This is a genomic window from Pseudotabrizicola algicola (assembly GCF_010915705.1).
In the GTDB taxonomy this organism is placed as follows: Bacteria; Pseudomonadota; Alphaproteobacteria; order Rhodobacterales; family Rhodobacteraceae; genus Pseudotabrizicola; species Pseudotabrizicola algicola.
This window is the reverse complement of record NZ_JAAIKE010000006.1, coordinates 95,016-108,176: the sequence shown is the minus strand read 5'-3', so window position 1 is coordinate 108,176 and position 13,161 is coordinate 95,016. Positions and strand designations below refer to the sequence as shown.

The window sequence follows — 13,161 nt, the reverse complement described above, 5'->3', positions numbered from 1 at the left end:
GTCTTGTGGGGCGTATGAGTTTGGAGACCGGCCATGTCTGACCCAAGCATCGCTGAATTCAATAGCCGCATCGCGCGAATCCAGAAAGCGCGTGCCAAAGGCCACGGGTTTGAGGCCGAGGGCGCTTTGGGCCGGTCGTTCTACACCCGCAATGATCCGCGTTTCCGCCGCAAATGGCGCGTTCCGGTTCTGCGGCCACTGTTTCTGGCGCTGGTGTTCGGCACCGCCCTCAAGGCCCTTTTCCTGTATCAGCTGGGCGCTCCGGCCTATGACGCCCGTGTCGCCGGCCTGATGGCAGGAGAGGGGATTGACCGTATCGGCGGCTGGCTGATGCAGGCAGACCCTGCCACCACCGCCATAGCGCGCCAGATCGGCCTGTTCGGTCGCATCGACGGCTGATCTTTTAAAGTTTCGGCAAAAAACCAAAAGGCCACCGGAGCGATGCTCGGTGGCCATTGTCGTTCGGTCTGTCGTTTGACGATCCGGTGGCGCTTGGGCCAGCGGATCAGCGCATCAGAGACTCGATGTCGCCGCGGCACAGGCCAATATCATCAAGCTCGCGGTCCGTCAGTTTGGACAGGGCTTTGCGGGTGATGCGGGCATCGTTCCATGCCGAGAGCGTTGCGAAAACGCTGCTCACACCTTGAACGGCGCGGAAAATCGAGATGGCACCGAACGGCGCCGTGCGGGTCGTCTCATAGGCGGCCATGACGGTTATCCTTTTTAAACTGCTTACGGGAGAGGCACTTTTGCCCTCGCGCTGCCACATAACGATGCTGCATGTGCAAAGCAAGTAGGCCGGAATACATGGCAGCCATGCACCGGACGCATGGGGTTTTGCCTTCATTTTGCCTTTATTTTTGGGGTCTTGGCGCTAAGGCGCCGAAAGTGTCGCCCGCGGTGTGAGAGGTGTCGCTTTCGCTGCGCCCGCGTAACGGCCCTGTGACAAGCAACGGGGCAAGATGCCGTCAACACGGCCCCGCTTTGAATTGGCTTGGCCTGTGTTCTCCTTTCGTGCTAGCTCTTGCGAAAGAGAAAAAGCTGAAAGGCGGGGCAGGGCGGCATGCGGGTTCTGGGAATCGATCCGGGGTTGCGAAACCTTGGCTGGGGCGTGATCGATGTTGCAGGCGCGCGCATCACCCATGTTGCCAACGGCATTTGTCATTCCGACGGGGCCGAGGGGTCTTTGGCCGACCGTCTGCGCAGCCTGCATGCGCAGTTGACGGAGGTGTTGCGGGTCTGGCAACCCCAGACAGCGGCGGTGGAACATACTTTTGTCAACAAGGATGCCGTCGCCACGCTGAAACTTGGGCAGGCGCGGGGGATCGCGCTTCTGGTGCCGGCCCAGTTCGGGCTAGAGGTCGGAGAATACGCGCCGAACGCCGTCAAGAAATGCGTGGTGGGCGTCGGTCATGCGGCCAAGGTGCAGGTAGACCATATGGTTCGTCTTCACCTGCCGGGTGTCGTGATCAAGGGGCCCGATGCGGCGGATGCCCTCGCCATTGCGATTTGCCACGCCCATCATGTGCAAGCCTCGGGTCGGCTGGAGGCCGCGTTGAAAAGGGCGGCGGGATGATCGGGAAAATCTCGGGCAGGCTGGATTGGCGCGGGCCGGGCGAGGTGCTGATCGACGTGCGCGGCGTGGGATACATCGTGCATGTGTCTGACCGGACGCTGGCGGGGCTGCCGGTGCTGGGAGAGCCGGTATCGCTTTATACCGAACTGGTGGTGCGGGAAGATTTGCTGCAACTCTTCGGCTTTCCCACCATGCTGGAAAAGGAATGGCATCGGCTGCTGGTCACGGTGCAAGGCGTCGGGGCCAAGGCGGCATTGTCGATCCTTGGCGCTTTGGGACCTGAGGGCGTTGCGCGTGCGATTACCTTGGGCGATGCCCGCGCGGTGCAGTCGGCACCGGGGGTGGGGCCAAAGCTGGCGCAGCGGGTCATTCTGGAGCTAAAGTCCAAGGCCCCCGCTGTCATGGCGGCAGGTGTTAGCCTTTCGGCGCGCGCCGAGGTGGATGAGACGGTGGTCGAAGAGATCGCGGCAGAGGCGGCACAAAAGCCGCGCGCACCCGCGAAGAAAGCGGTCAAGCCGGACGAGGCACCGGCGCGTCGGGCAGCCTATACCGCCGATGCCTTGTCGGCGCTGCTGAACCTTGGTTACGGGCAGGGCGACGCGGCGCAGGCTGTGGCGACGGTCGCGTCCGAAGAGCCGGAGGCAGATACGGCTACGCTCATCCGCAAGGCGCTGCGCCTGATGGCCCCGCGCTAGGGGGCGCTGTTCCCCCCGGAGTGTTTTGAAAAGGTGCAATCCCGTTGGGCTTCGGGCAAGGCCCTTTTCAAGCTCGGTCCGGTTTCCCATATCTGGCGGAGACGGAGGGACGTGATGGCCGGATACACCAAGACATTCATGCTTATGGCGGCGCTGACAGCGCTGTTCATGGGGTTGGGCGCGTTTCTGGGCGGGACAAGCGGTGCGGTGATCGCCCTGGCGGTTGCCGCGGCGATGAATGTTTTTGCCTATTGGAATTCGGACAAGGCGGTTTTGTCGATGACGGGGGCGCGCGCCGTCGACGAGGCCAGCGCACCGGGTTTGGTGCGCATGGTCAACCGCTTGGCGGATGGGGCCGGAATGCCACGACCCAAGGTTTATGTGATCGAGACGGATCAGCCCAACGCCTTCGCCACCGGACGCAACCCTGAGAATGCGGCGGTGGCGGCGACCACAGGTTTGCTGCGCCGCCTGAGCGAAGAGGAGGTGGCGGCTGTCATGGCGCATGAGCTTGCCCATATCCGCAACCGCGACACGCTCATCATGACGGTGACTGCGACCTTTGCCGGTGCGATTTCGATGCTGGCCAATTTCGCGCTGTTTTTCGGCGGCAACCGAGAGCGTCCGGCGGGGATGATCGGCACCATCGCCCTGATGCTGCTGGCACCTTTGGCCGCCGCGCTGGTGCAGATGGCGATTTCCCGGTCGCGCGAGTATGAGGCCGATCGGGTGGGCGCGGAGATTTGCGGCAACCCCGACTGGCTTGCATCTGCCCTGCGCAAAATCGAGGCCTTCGCGAAGGGCATCGACAATACGGCCGCCGAGCGCAATCCGGCGATTGCCCATATGTTCATCATCAACCCCTTGCATGCGCATGCGCATGACAAGCTGTTTTCGACCCATCCCAATACGGCCAACCGGATCGCGGCGCTCGAGGCGATGAAGCCCGTCGCGCGGTCCTCGGTGCCGCGTGTTGGCGGCGGTCGGCGCGGTGCAGGTTCGGGGCCCTGGACCTGATCTGAGTGCTTGCCAAAGCTCTGGCGTTCGGGGATTGTTCCGCCATGTTGGAACCTGATCCCGCCCTGCGCCCCGAACGGCTTGCCGAAGACACCGACCGCGCCCTGCGCCCGCAGGGGCTCGAGGAATTCATCGGCCAACAAGAGGCGCGGGCCAATCTGCGCGTGTTTATCGAGGCCGCCCGGATGCGGGGGGAGGCGATGGACCATACGCTGTTTCACGGCCCGCCGGGCTTGGGCAAGACGACACTGGCGCAGATCATGGCGCGCGAGTTGGGCGTGGGGTTTCGCATGACATCCGGCCCGGTTTTGGCAAAACCGGGTGATCTGGCCGCGATCCTGACCAATCTTGAGCCGCGCGATGTGCTTTTCATTGACGAGATTCACCGCCTGAGCCCGGTGGTCGAAGAAGTGCTCTATCCGGCCTTGGAAGATTTCGCGCTCGATCTGGTGATCGGAGAGGGGCCGGCGGCGCGCACGGTGCGGATCGACTTGCAGCCCTTTACCCTTGTGGGGGCGACGACGCGGCTGGGCCTGCTGACCACCCCTTTGCGCGACAGGTTCGGGATACCGACCCGGCTGGAGTTCTATACCGAGGCCGAATTGCATGAAATCGTCTCGCGCGGGGCGCGGCTTTTGGGGGTGGAGGCCGAGCCGGACGGGTGCCGCGAGATTGCCCGCCGCGCCCGCGGCACGCCGCGCATCGCCGGGCGTTTGCTGCGCCGTGTTGTCGATTTTGCGCTGGTCGAGGCGGGGGGGCGCATCTCGCGCGCACTGGCCGACCGCGCGCTGACGCGGCTGGGTGTGGATCAGCTTGGCCTTGATGGGGCGGACAGACGCTATCTGTCGCTTCTGGCCGAGAATTACGGGGGCGGCCCCGTGGGGGTGGAAACGATCGCCGCCGCTCTGTCAGAGCCCCGCGATGCCATCGAAGAAGTGATCGAGCCCTATCTGCTGCAACAGGGATTGATCCTGCGCACCCCGCGTGGCCGGATGCTGGGCGCAAAGGCGTGGCGGCATCTGGGGCTGGAAGCGCCGAAACCGCCCGGGCAGGGCGACCTGTTTGACGGGTAGGTCTGGTGCAGGCGGTCGGTGCACTCCCCGCGGGAGTATTTTCAAAAGAAGGTGCAAGACCTTAGCCGCGTGACCAATGGCAGACGCTGTCATTTCCGATGGAGAAATGCCCGTGCAATCGAAAGCCGGGTGCATCGGCAAGGCGGGGCAGCGCGAGCGGCCCGAGGGCGGGCATTCCTTCGGCACCGATCAGTTTGCCCGCAGTCAGCTGGATCAGGTCGTCAACAAGCCCTTCGGCGATCAGCGCGGCAGCGATCGTGCCGCCACCCTCGCTGAGGATGCGTGTGAGACCCTCTGCGGCAAGGAGGCGCAAGGCAGACGTGAGGTGGAGCCTTCCGCCTTGTGTCGGGCAAGGCAGCAATCGCGCGCCGGTGCCGCGCCATGCGTCCTGCGCCTCGGCGGGGGCCTCGGGCGCGTGAAGCACCCAGACCGGATGCTGGCGCGCCGTGACACCAAGCCGGCTATTCGGGGCATGGGCGAGGGTGCGGTCGAGCAGGATGCGGACAGGTTGATGCAGCGCGCCCATGTCGCGCACTGTAAGGTCCGGATTGTCGGCCAAGGCGGTGCCGGAGCCGACCATCACCGCATCATGGTTGAGCCGCAGGGCGTGGACATAGCGCCGTGCGGCGGGTCCCGTGATCCAGCGCGACTCTCCGCTGGCGGTCGCAATCCGGCCATCTATCGTGGTGGCCAGCTTGAGCGTGACGAAGGGCAGGCCTTGCGTCACCCGTCTGAGAAAGCCTGCATTCAGGCGATAGGCTTGATCGGAAAGGATATTCTCGGTCACCGAGATGCCGGCCGCGCGCAGCATCGCGTGGCCTTTGCCTGACACGCGCGGATCGGGGTCGGTAAGTGCGGTGACGACGCGGGAGAGGCCCGCTGTGACCAGCGCCTCGGCGCAAGGGGGGGTCTTGCCGTGATGGGCGCAGGGCTCCAGCGTGACATAGGCAGTGGCACCGCGCGCATCGCCCGCCTGGTCGAGTGCCCGCCGCTCGGCATGCGGGCGGCCGCCGGGCTGGGTCCAGCCGCGCCCGAGGATGCGCCCCTCCCGCACGATCACGCAGCCCACAGCCGGATTGGGCCATGTGCGGCCCAAGCCCCGCGCGGCGAGCGCGAGGGCATGGGCCATGTGGGTTTCGTCGGTGGCGCTCACTCTTCGGGTTTTTCGCCGGGACGCAGCTCGCTCACGAATTTGTCGAAATCGTCAGCGGCCTGGAAGTTCTTGTAAACGCTGGCAAACCGCACATAGGCCACGGTGTCGATCCGCGCGAGGCTTTCCATCACGATGTCGCCGATGGTGCGGGACGGGATGTCGGTATCGCCGATGGATTCCAGCCGCCGCACGATGCCAGAGATCATCTGGTCGATCCGTTCGGGGTCGATCGGGCGCTTTTGCATCGAGATGCGGATGGCGCGTTCCAGCTTGTCACGGTCAAAATCCTCGCGTTTGCCGCTGGATTTGATGACCACCAGATCGCGCAATTGCACGCGTTCATAGGTGGTGAAGCGGCCGCCGCAGGCCGGACAGAAGCGCCGCCGCCGGATGGCGACGTGGTCTTCGGCGGGGCGCGAGTCCTTCACCTGGGTGTCGATATTGCCGCAGAATGGGCAGCGCATGGCCCCCTCCTCGCTTGTTCGTTGATGTGCCTGCCTCTGGCCCCGGTGTTGCCCCGGGGTCCGTTCCACAAACTATAGGGGCATGGCGGCGATTTGGGCCAGAACGAAGTGTGCGCCCCATCATCTGGGGGCCTGGGTGTGGCGTGGCGGACTCAGGCGGAGCGGCGGCGCGTCTGGCCTGCGTATGGCAAAGGTATGGCTTGCGTCGGGCTGCGGGTGCGCGGCACTGCGCAGACCTGCTGCGCGCACGCCGCGTCAAGGCGGGCTTTACGAAAACAGGCCATCACCCAACTGGTCGATGGCCTGCTTGGCCTTGGCGACGCTGGCCTCGACCGCCTCGTCATGGCTGGGGCGGGTATCGGCGCGGATGAGGTGATGGGTCTTCACCTCGCCATTGACGGTCCGCTCGACCCGCGCGGCGATGCGGAAGATGGAGCCTTCCTTGATCGGTTCGGGGAAGATGCGGAAGTCATTGTGCAGGATCGGCTCTGCCTCGGGGGCAGGGGTGTCGGACTTGCCAAAGAGGCGGGAGAGGAATGAGGGCATGGCGGGCTCCGATAGTGATGTGCAAACATGGTCAGTCTTGCAAGAATGGGCAAGGGTAAGACGAGGCCGGGACATGCTGTTCAGCTCGCGAGGTTGTGCAGCGTGAAGCACCTCTTACGAAGGTGGCTGACATGCCGGATCAGTGGAGGGCGTAACATCTGCGGGTGTTGCGCTTGTCTCGGTGTGCTTCGTGTGCACGCGCCCTGCCGCTAAGCTTGGGTTAAGACCATCGAGAGCCAGCGTTCAGCGGTTGCGGCGTCGCGGATCCGCAAGGTGATTTCGCCTGATTTATTCAGCCGCGCGTCGGGAAACTGTGCGACGACAGCTTCAAAACTCAGGCGCCCCAGACGCAATTCGGGCTTGCGAATATAGGCCAGAACCCATTCATCGTTGGGGATGGCGGCGAAACAGAAATCGTCCCCCCGCCAAATCCGCACACTGTTCAGGAATCCTTTTTCATGGGCGTGAACCGAAAAGTCTGCGCGAGAAGAAAACCCGCTGACCAGAACATCAAACGCGGCTTTTGCGTCAGCCGCGACGATCTCTGCGCGCAGATCATTCAGGTTCACTCGTGTTCCCTTACTGATCCAAGAAGCTGCGCAGCTTGCGGCTGCGGCTGGGGTGCTTGAGCTTACGCAGCGCCTTGGCTTCGATCTGGCGGATGCGTTCGCGGGTCACGCTGAACTGCTGGCCGACTTCTTCGAGCGTGTGGTCGGTGTTCATGCCGATGCCGAAGCGCATGCGCAGCACGCGTTCTTCGCGGGGCGTGAGCGAGGCCAGAACGCGGGTCGTGGTTTCCTTCAGGTTTTCCTGAATGGCGGAATCCAGCGGCAGGATCGCGTTCTTGTCTTCGATGAAGTCGCCAAGCTGGCTGTCTTCCTCGTCGCCGATGGGCGTCTCGAGGCTGATCGGTTCCTTGGCGATCTTCATCACCTTGCGGACCTTTTCCAGCGGCATCTGCAGCTTTTCGGCCAGTTCCTCGGGTGTCGGTTCGCGGCCGATCTCGTGCAGCATCTGCCGCCCCGTCCGCACCAGTTTGTTGATCGTCTCGATCATGTGGACCGGAATACGGATCGTGCGGGCCTGATCGGCGATGGAGCGGGTGATCGCCTGACGGATCCACCACGTTGCATAGGTCGAGAACTTGTAGCCGCGGCGGTATTCGAACTTGTCGACCGCCTTCATCAGGCCGATGTTACCTTCCTGAATGAGATCAAGGAATTGCAGCCCGCGGTTGGTGTATTTCTTGGCAATCGAGATCACCAGACGCAGGTTCGCCTCGACCATTTCCTTCTTGGCCTGACGCGCCTCTTTCTCGCCCTTCTGGACCTGATTGACGATGCGGCGGAATTCGGAAATGTCGACACCGATATACTGGCCGACGACGGCCATTTCGGCGCGCAACTCTTCCACCTTGTCGCGCGAGCGTTCCATCAACGCCTGCCAGCCGCGACCGCCCTTGGCGGCCATGCGGTCGCACCAGCTTGGGTCAAGCTCGTAGCCCTGATATTCGTCGATGAATTCGCGGCGGTTGATGCGGGCGGCATCTGCCAGCTTCACCATGCCGGAATTGATCGTCATGATCTTGCGGTTGATGCCGTAAAGCTGGTCGATCAGCGCCTCGATCCGGTTGTTGTGCAGGTGAAGTTCGTTCACCAGCACCACGATTTCGGAGCGCAGTTTCTGGTAGGCGGCTTCGTCGGCCGAGGAAAAGCGGGTCTTTTCCGACAGGGTCGCGTTCATCCGCGCTTCCTGCATGTCGGCCAGCTTGACGTAATCGCGCGCGATGATCGCCAGCGTTTCGAGAACCTTGGGCTTGAGCGCGGCCTCCATCGCGGCGAGCGACATGTTGGAGGCTTCGTCATCCTCGTCGTCGTCATCGCTGCGCATCAGCGGGTTGCCGTCGGCGTCGAGTTCGGGTTCCGAGGATTCCGAGCGGCGCGGAGCGGCGGCGGAGACATCGACGCCATCCAGATCGGGCGCGCCCATCGGGCCGTCCATGTCATCCTCGCCGTCGAGGCTGCGGCCGAAGGTGGCTTCAAGATCGATGACGTCGCGCAGCAGGATGTCTTCGTTCAGAAGTTCGTCGCGCCAGATGGTGATGGCCTGAAAGGTCAGCGGGCTTTCGCAAAGCCCGAGGATCATGGTGTTGCGGCCCGCTTCGATCCGCTTGGCGATGGCAATCTCGCCTTCGCGCGACAGCAGTTCCACGCTGCCCATCTCGCGCAGATACATGCGCACCGGATCATCGGTGCGGTCCAGCGTTTCCGAGGTGGTGCCCGCCACCGCCACTTCGCGCGAGCCGGAGGAGGTTTCCACCAGATCGCCGCCAAGCGCCGGTTCGCTCTCCTCGACGTCATCATCCTCGATCACGTTGATGCCCATTTCGGACAGCATCGACATGACATCCTCGATCTGCTCGGAGGACACCTGTTCGGGCGGCATGACCTGATTGAGTTGTTCGTAAGTGATATACCCACGCTCGCGTGCGTCGGCGATCATCTTCTTGACGGCGGCCTGGCTCATGTCGAGCGAGACATCGGCCTCGTCTGCTTCAGGTTTGCCGTCGTCGGTGTCTTTCAGGGCCATGGGTGCTCCTTGAGGGCGCGAGGGGCGAATCGCTGCGGACGTTTACGAATCAATACCGCGAATCACGCCGGGTTAAAGGGCCGGAAGCTGCATTTCTTGCCCGATTGGTCGGGAAAAGGGTTACTCATTGCTTACCTCCGCGGCCGCCGCGGCTGAAATCGATGGAGTCGTGCAAGGATCGGGCACGAGTCAATTCATCACGGTCCAGTTCGACCCCGTTTGGGGCGATCACAGATTCCCCTTTGGCATCTTGTGGTCCGCGCGCGGCAGAGTGGCGGGCCTCGGCGGCTTTGGACACGCGCCATGTCAGGCCTTCGTCCGCCACGCCTGTTACATCGTCTTCGGCATCGGCAATTTCAAGCCTGTGGGCGCGATCGGCCTGCAGGCGGGCCAGTGTCTCGGCCAGACAGGTTTCGGCGGCCTCCTCGGGGGCGGCGGGGCCGATGGCGCTGGTGATGCGCACATGCGGGTGCAAAAGAACCGCCTCGGTCGGCAGCGGGGCTTCGGCCATCAGCAGCGCGGGCAGGTCTGGCGCGGCCTGATGGTAGAGCAGAAGGCTGCGCAAGGTGTCGTGGCCCGGGCCGATGAAGGCCATGCGTTCGAGCGTGGATTCGAAGCGGGGGATCAGGGCAGGGTGGTGGATGCAGGCCGCCAGGACAACCGCCTCGCGCAGGCTGTCCTGCACGGTTTCGGCGGGGGTCGCGAGGAGAGAGCGTTTGGTGCTGGGCATCGGGGCGACGGGCTGGAACGGCTTGCCGCGCGCGCCGCCCTGCCAAGGGGCGCCGGGCTGCCACGGGGCGCGGGGGCCGCGCGGGGTGAACGGGCGGGCCCCGATGCCGAAAAGCGTCTCGCGGAGGCGGCGGATCTCTTCCGCGTAATGGCCGCGGATCGACGGATCGGCGATGCGGTTGAGCGCCGCGCGCAGGGTCTTGTCGAGGGCGGCCTTGCGTTCGGGGCTGTCGAAGGTCTTGCCTTCGGTTTCGCGCCGCCACAAGAGGCTGACCATCGGCTGTGCCGCTTCGATCACCTTCTGCATCGCCCCCGCGCCCTGCTGCTTGATAAGGTCGTCCGGGTCCAGCCCCGGCGGCAGCACGGCAAAGCGCAGGCCCTTGCCCGCCTCGAGCAGCGGCAGGGCGAGGTCGATCACCCGCAGGGCGGCGCGGATGCCGGCGGTATCGCCATCAAGCGCGATCACCGGCTCGTCCGCGATGCGCCACATCAGGCGCAGCTGGTCTTCGGTGACAGCGGTGCCGAGAGGGGCAACCGTGGCCTGAAACCCCGCCTCGGACAGGGCGATCACATCCATATAGCCTTCGGCCACGATCAGCGGTTGGCCCTTGCCTGCCGCCTCGCGCGCCGGGGCGTGGTTGAAGAGGTTGCGGCCCTTGTCGAAGAGGTCGGTTTCCGGCCCGTTGAGGTATTTGGCCCGCGCGTTCGGGTCCATCGCCCGCCCGCCAAGGCTGATGGCGCGGCCACGCGCATCGCGGATGGGAAAGATGATGCGGCCGCGAAAGCGGTCATAGATCGAGCCGTCATCCGCCTTGGCGCAGACGCCGGAGCCGACGATCAGATCGGCGGTGAACCCCTTCTGGATCAGGGCGGTGAACAGCGCCTGCCGGGCATCGGGGGCAAAGCCGATCTCCCACCGCTCGACCGCCGCCTCGGACAGGCCGCGTTTGGCGATATAGGCGCGGGCCTCGGCGGCGGCCCCTGTCTTCAGTTGCAGGCGGAACCATTTCACCGCCTCTTCCATCACCTGCGCGAGCTGGGTGCGGTGGTCCTGCTTTTCCGCCGCCTTGGGGTCGCGGGCCGGCATCTGCATTCCGGCTTCGCGGGCCAGAATCTCGACCGCCTCCATGAAGCCGGTGTTTTCCGAGTCCTTGATGAAGGTCAGCACATCGCCTTTGGCATGGCAGCCGAAGCAGTAATAGAAGCCCTTGCGGTCATCGACGTGAAAGCTGGCCGATTTTTCCTGATGGAAGGGGCAGGGCGCCCACCAGTCGCCTTTGGCCATGTTGGATTTGCGCATGTCCCATGTGACCTTGCGCCCCACGACCTGTGAGAGCGAGATCCGGGTGCGCAATTCGTCGAGGAATCCGGGTGGCAGGGACATGGGGCCTATATCGGGTCTCTTGGCCTTCGAGTCCAGCGCGGCGGCACCGTGGGAGGCTTTCGGCGGGCGTATTCGGGGCTGCTGCAAATGCGGGGCGTTGTCTGCGCGGGCCGGGGGCGCTAAGGGCGGGAGCGTTTGGACAGCAAACGCCTTGGGGCAAACGGACGAGGAGGGCGGCATGGACGCGGAGCGGATCAGCGCGATGTTCACGCGCGGCGATGGCAGTTATCTGTGCGCGCGCTGGGGGCGGCCGATTGTGCCGGTGGTCTTCGGGGTCGAGGAGGCGACCCTGACGGTGGTCAAGGGCGCGGTCGAGGCGGTGGTGGCGCTGGCCGGGCACAAGATGGCCGAGACGGACGCGGAACTGGGGGCAAACCTGATGCTGTTCTTCTGCCGGGACTGGGCCGAGTTGCGGGCGGTGCCGAATCTTGACCGGCTGATCGAGGGGCTTGGCCCGCTGGTGGACCGGCTGGAGGCGGCGGGGGCAAACCAGTACCGGGTGTTCCGCTTTGATCAGGCGGGGGCGATCCGGGCCTGTTTCGTGTTCCTGCGGATGGATGCGGCGCTGGCATCGGTGCCCGCCGCGCCGCTGGCGCTGTCGCAGGCGGTGCAGGTGATCCTGCCGTGGAGCGAGCGGGCCTTTGCCGGTGCGCCGCCGCTGGAGATCCGGGAGGGCGTCGCGGTGCTGAAGCCCGAGGTCGCGGCGCTGATCCGCGCGGCCTATGATCCGGTGCTGCCGCAGGTGGCACGCGATGCCAGCCACGCCTTGCGGTTGGCGGCGCGGGTCACTCTGGCGGGGGGAGCGGAATGACCGAGAGGGACATCTTGCCCGAGCCCTGGGTGACCTCGCTGGCATGGGCAAGGTAGACGAGGGCGTGGTTGGCCGCGTCATAGATGCGGGTGACGCGCAGGGATTTGAGGATCAGCGACTGGCGTTCCGAGAACACGGTCTCGCCGCCGCGGCTGCGGTTGATGTTGCCGAGGGTGATCGGGCCGGTCTGCACGCAGTCGATGGCGGAGTAGGACGGGTCTTCGAACCAGTTGCCGTTGGAGAGGCGGTCGATCAGGGAGCGGTCAAAATAGGCGACATGGCAGGTGACGCCTTGCACCTTGGGGTCGGCCACGCTTTCGATGAGGATGTCATTGCCCACCCAGTCCACCCCGACGCGGCCGACCTGCTCGGCGTGGAGGGGGGCGGCGAGGGCGAGGGTGAGGGCGGCGGCGGCGCGGATCATGGGTGGCTCCGGTTGCGGGGAACCGCTCGGGGCGGTCAGGGAAAAGGGGGAAGGCTGTGGCGCATCGGTTCGAGGTGAGGGTCTATTACGAGGATACCGATCTGGCGGGGATCGTCTACTACGCCAATTATCTGAAGTTCATCGAGCGGGCCCGCAGCGAATGGGTGCGGGAGATGGGGGTGGATCAGGGGCGGCTGCGGGCGGAGGCGGGGATTGTCTTTGCGGTTCGGCGGGTGGAGGCGGATTATCTGCGCCCTGCCGTCTTTGACGACCTGCTGGCGGTCACGACGGCGCTGGTCGAGGTCGGGGGGGCGCGGATCGTGCTGGATCAGGCGGTCTGGCGCGGGCAGGAGCGGCTGTTTGCGGCGCGTGTGGTGCTGGTCTGTCTGGGGCCGGAGGGGCGGGCCGTGCGGGTGCCCGAGGCGGTTCGGGCGGTGATGCTGGCGGGCGGGGTGTAACACGCGCGGGCAGAGGGCGTGGTGTCCGGAATCAAGGGCTTGGCCCTGTGGTGTTAGGGGTTTGTTAAGGTTCGCGGCGCGGGTTTCGAGCCTGGGGTTAGGGGGGTGCGTGCGCGCACGCACCCTACGCGGTTTGGCGGTCGGGGAGGTGCTGCGGGTCATGCCGCGCAGCGGACGGGCGGGAATGTGCTGCGGGTCATGCCGCGCGGGGGACGGGCGGGAATGTGCTGCGGGTCATACCG

The 13,161-nt window shown here is 64.9% G+C and carries 15 protein-coding genes; 7 read left to right on the top strand and 8 right to left on the bottom strand.

What is annotated here, in order from left to right; all coding sequences use genetic code 11:
- Nucleotides 1-33 precede the first annotated feature (33 nt).
- A complete protein-coding gene (locus tag G3572_RS16715) occupies nucleotides 34-399 on the top strand; it encodes a hypothetical protein (protein ID WP_164613997.1) in 366 nt (121 codons plus the stop codon).
- Nucleotides 400-505: 106 nt separating this feature from the next.
- On the opposite strand, the gene G3572_RS16710 is transcribed toward G3572_RS16715, so the two are convergent.
- Entirely contained in the window at nucleotides 506-709 is a 204-nt protein-coding gene (locus G3572_RS16710) for a DUF1127 domain-containing protein (protein WP_164613995.1), read from the bottom strand.
- Between the two features lie 354 nt (nucleotides 710-1,063).
- Between G3572_RS16710 and ruvC the strand changes: the two genes are divergently transcribed.
- The 4 genes from ruvC (at nucleotide 1,064) to ruvB (ending at nucleotide 4,361) form a co-directional block, all read left to right on the top strand.
- Nucleotides 1,064-1,576 (top strand): crossover junction endodeoxyribonuclease RuvC, encoded by a 513-nt coding sequence (gene ruvC / locus G3572_RS16705; protein ID WP_164613993.1) that lies wholly within the window; start codon nucleotides 1,064-1,066, stop codon nucleotides 1,574-1,576.
- The gene (ruvA, locus tag G3572_RS16700) at nucleotides 1,573-2,271 is read left to right on the top strand and encodes a Holliday junction branch migration protein RuvA (RefSeq protein WP_164613991.1); all 699 of its coding nucleotides are present in this window, start codon (nucleotides 1,573-1,575) and stop codon (nucleotides 2,269-2,271) included. The genes ruvC and ruvA overlap by 4 nt, the downstream gene beginning before the upstream one ends.
- Before the next feature lie 114 nt (nucleotides 2,272-2,385).
- A complete protein-coding gene (gene htpX / locus G3572_RS16695) occupies nucleotides 2,386-3,288 on the top strand; it encodes a zinc metalloprotease HtpX (RefSeq protein WP_164613989.1) in 903 nt (300 codons plus the stop codon).
- Between the two features lie 44 nt (nucleotides 3,289-3,332).
- A complete protein-coding gene (ruvB, locus tag G3572_RS16690; protein ID WP_164613987.1) occupies nucleotides 3,333-4,361 on the top strand; it encodes a Holliday junction branch migration DNA helicase RuvB in 1,029 nt (342 codons plus the stop codon).
- A gap of 61 nt (nucleotides 4,362-4,422) precedes the next feature.
- Here ruvB and ribD read toward each other — a convergent pair whose 3' ends face one another.
- From ribD to dnaG, 6 genes are all read right to left on the bottom strand, one after another.
- On the bottom strand, nucleotides 4,423-5,514 hold the full coding sequence (ribD, locus tag G3572_RS16685) for a bifunctional diaminohydroxyphosphoribosylaminopyrimidine deaminase/5-amino-6-(5-phosphoribosylamino)uracil reductase RibD (protein WP_354004056.1): 1,092 nt from the start codon (nucleotides 5,512-5,514) through the stop codon (nucleotides 4,423-4,425).
- Nucleotides 5,511-5,978, bottom strand: a complete 468-nt coding sequence (nrdR, locus tag G3572_RS16680) for a transcriptional regulator NrdR (protein WP_103332883.1) — start codon at nucleotides 5,976-5,978, stop codon at nucleotides 5,511-5,513. The genes ribD and nrdR overlap by 4 nt, the downstream gene beginning before the upstream one ends.
- Before the next feature lie 267 nt (nucleotides 5,979-6,245).
- Nucleotides 6,246-6,524 (bottom strand): HlyU family transcriptional regulator, encoded by a 279-nt coding sequence (locus G3572_RS16675; protein WP_164613985.1) that lies wholly within the window; start codon nucleotides 6,522-6,524, stop codon nucleotides 6,246-6,248.
- A gap of 209 nt (nucleotides 6,525-6,733) precedes the next feature.
- Entirely contained in the window at nucleotides 6,734-7,093 is a 360-nt protein-coding gene (locus G3572_RS16670; protein WP_164613983.1) for a hypothetical protein, read from the bottom strand.
- A gap of 10 nt (nucleotides 7,094-7,103) precedes the next feature.
- The gene (gene rpoD, locus G3572_RS16665; protein ID WP_164613981.1) at nucleotides 7,104-9,113 is read right to left on the bottom strand and encodes an RNA polymerase sigma factor RpoD; all 2,010 of its coding nucleotides are present in this window, start codon (nucleotides 9,111-9,113) and stop codon (nucleotides 7,104-7,106) included.
- Between the two features lie 124 nt (nucleotides 9,114-9,237).
- Entirely contained in the window at nucleotides 9,238-11,226 is a 1,989-nt protein-coding gene (dnaG, locus tag G3572_RS16660; protein ID WP_164613979.1) for a DNA primase, read from the bottom strand.
- A 178-nt stretch (nucleotides 11,227-11,404) separates the two neighbouring features.
- Here dnaG and G3572_RS16655 point away from each other — a divergent pair, with 178 nt between their 5' ends.
- Nucleotides 11,405-12,037 (top strand): hypothetical protein, encoded by a 633-nt coding sequence (locus G3572_RS16655; RefSeq protein WP_164613977.1) that lies wholly within the window; start codon nucleotides 11,405-11,407, stop codon nucleotides 12,035-12,037.
- On the opposite strand, the gene G3572_RS16650 is transcribed toward G3572_RS16655, so the two are convergent.
- On the bottom strand, nucleotides 12,012-12,461 hold the full coding sequence (locus G3572_RS16650) for a CreA family protein (RefSeq protein ID WP_164613975.1): 450 nt from the start codon (nucleotides 12,459-12,461) through the stop codon (nucleotides 12,012-12,014). The two genes, G3572_RS16655 and G3572_RS16650, sit on opposite strands and share 26 nt — an antisense overlap.
- 56 nt (nucleotides 12,462-12,517) lie before the next feature.
- Between G3572_RS16650 and ybgC the strand changes: the two genes are divergently transcribed.
- Nucleotides 12,518-12,919 carry a tol-pal system-associated acyl-CoA thioesterase gene (ybgC, locus tag G3572_RS16645; protein ID WP_164613973.1) on the top strand — a complete coding sequence of 134 codons (402 nt, stop codon included), beginning with the start codon at nucleotides 12,518-12,520 and terminating at the stop codon, nucleotides 12,917-12,919.
- Nucleotides 12,920-13,161 lie beyond the last annotated feature (242 nt).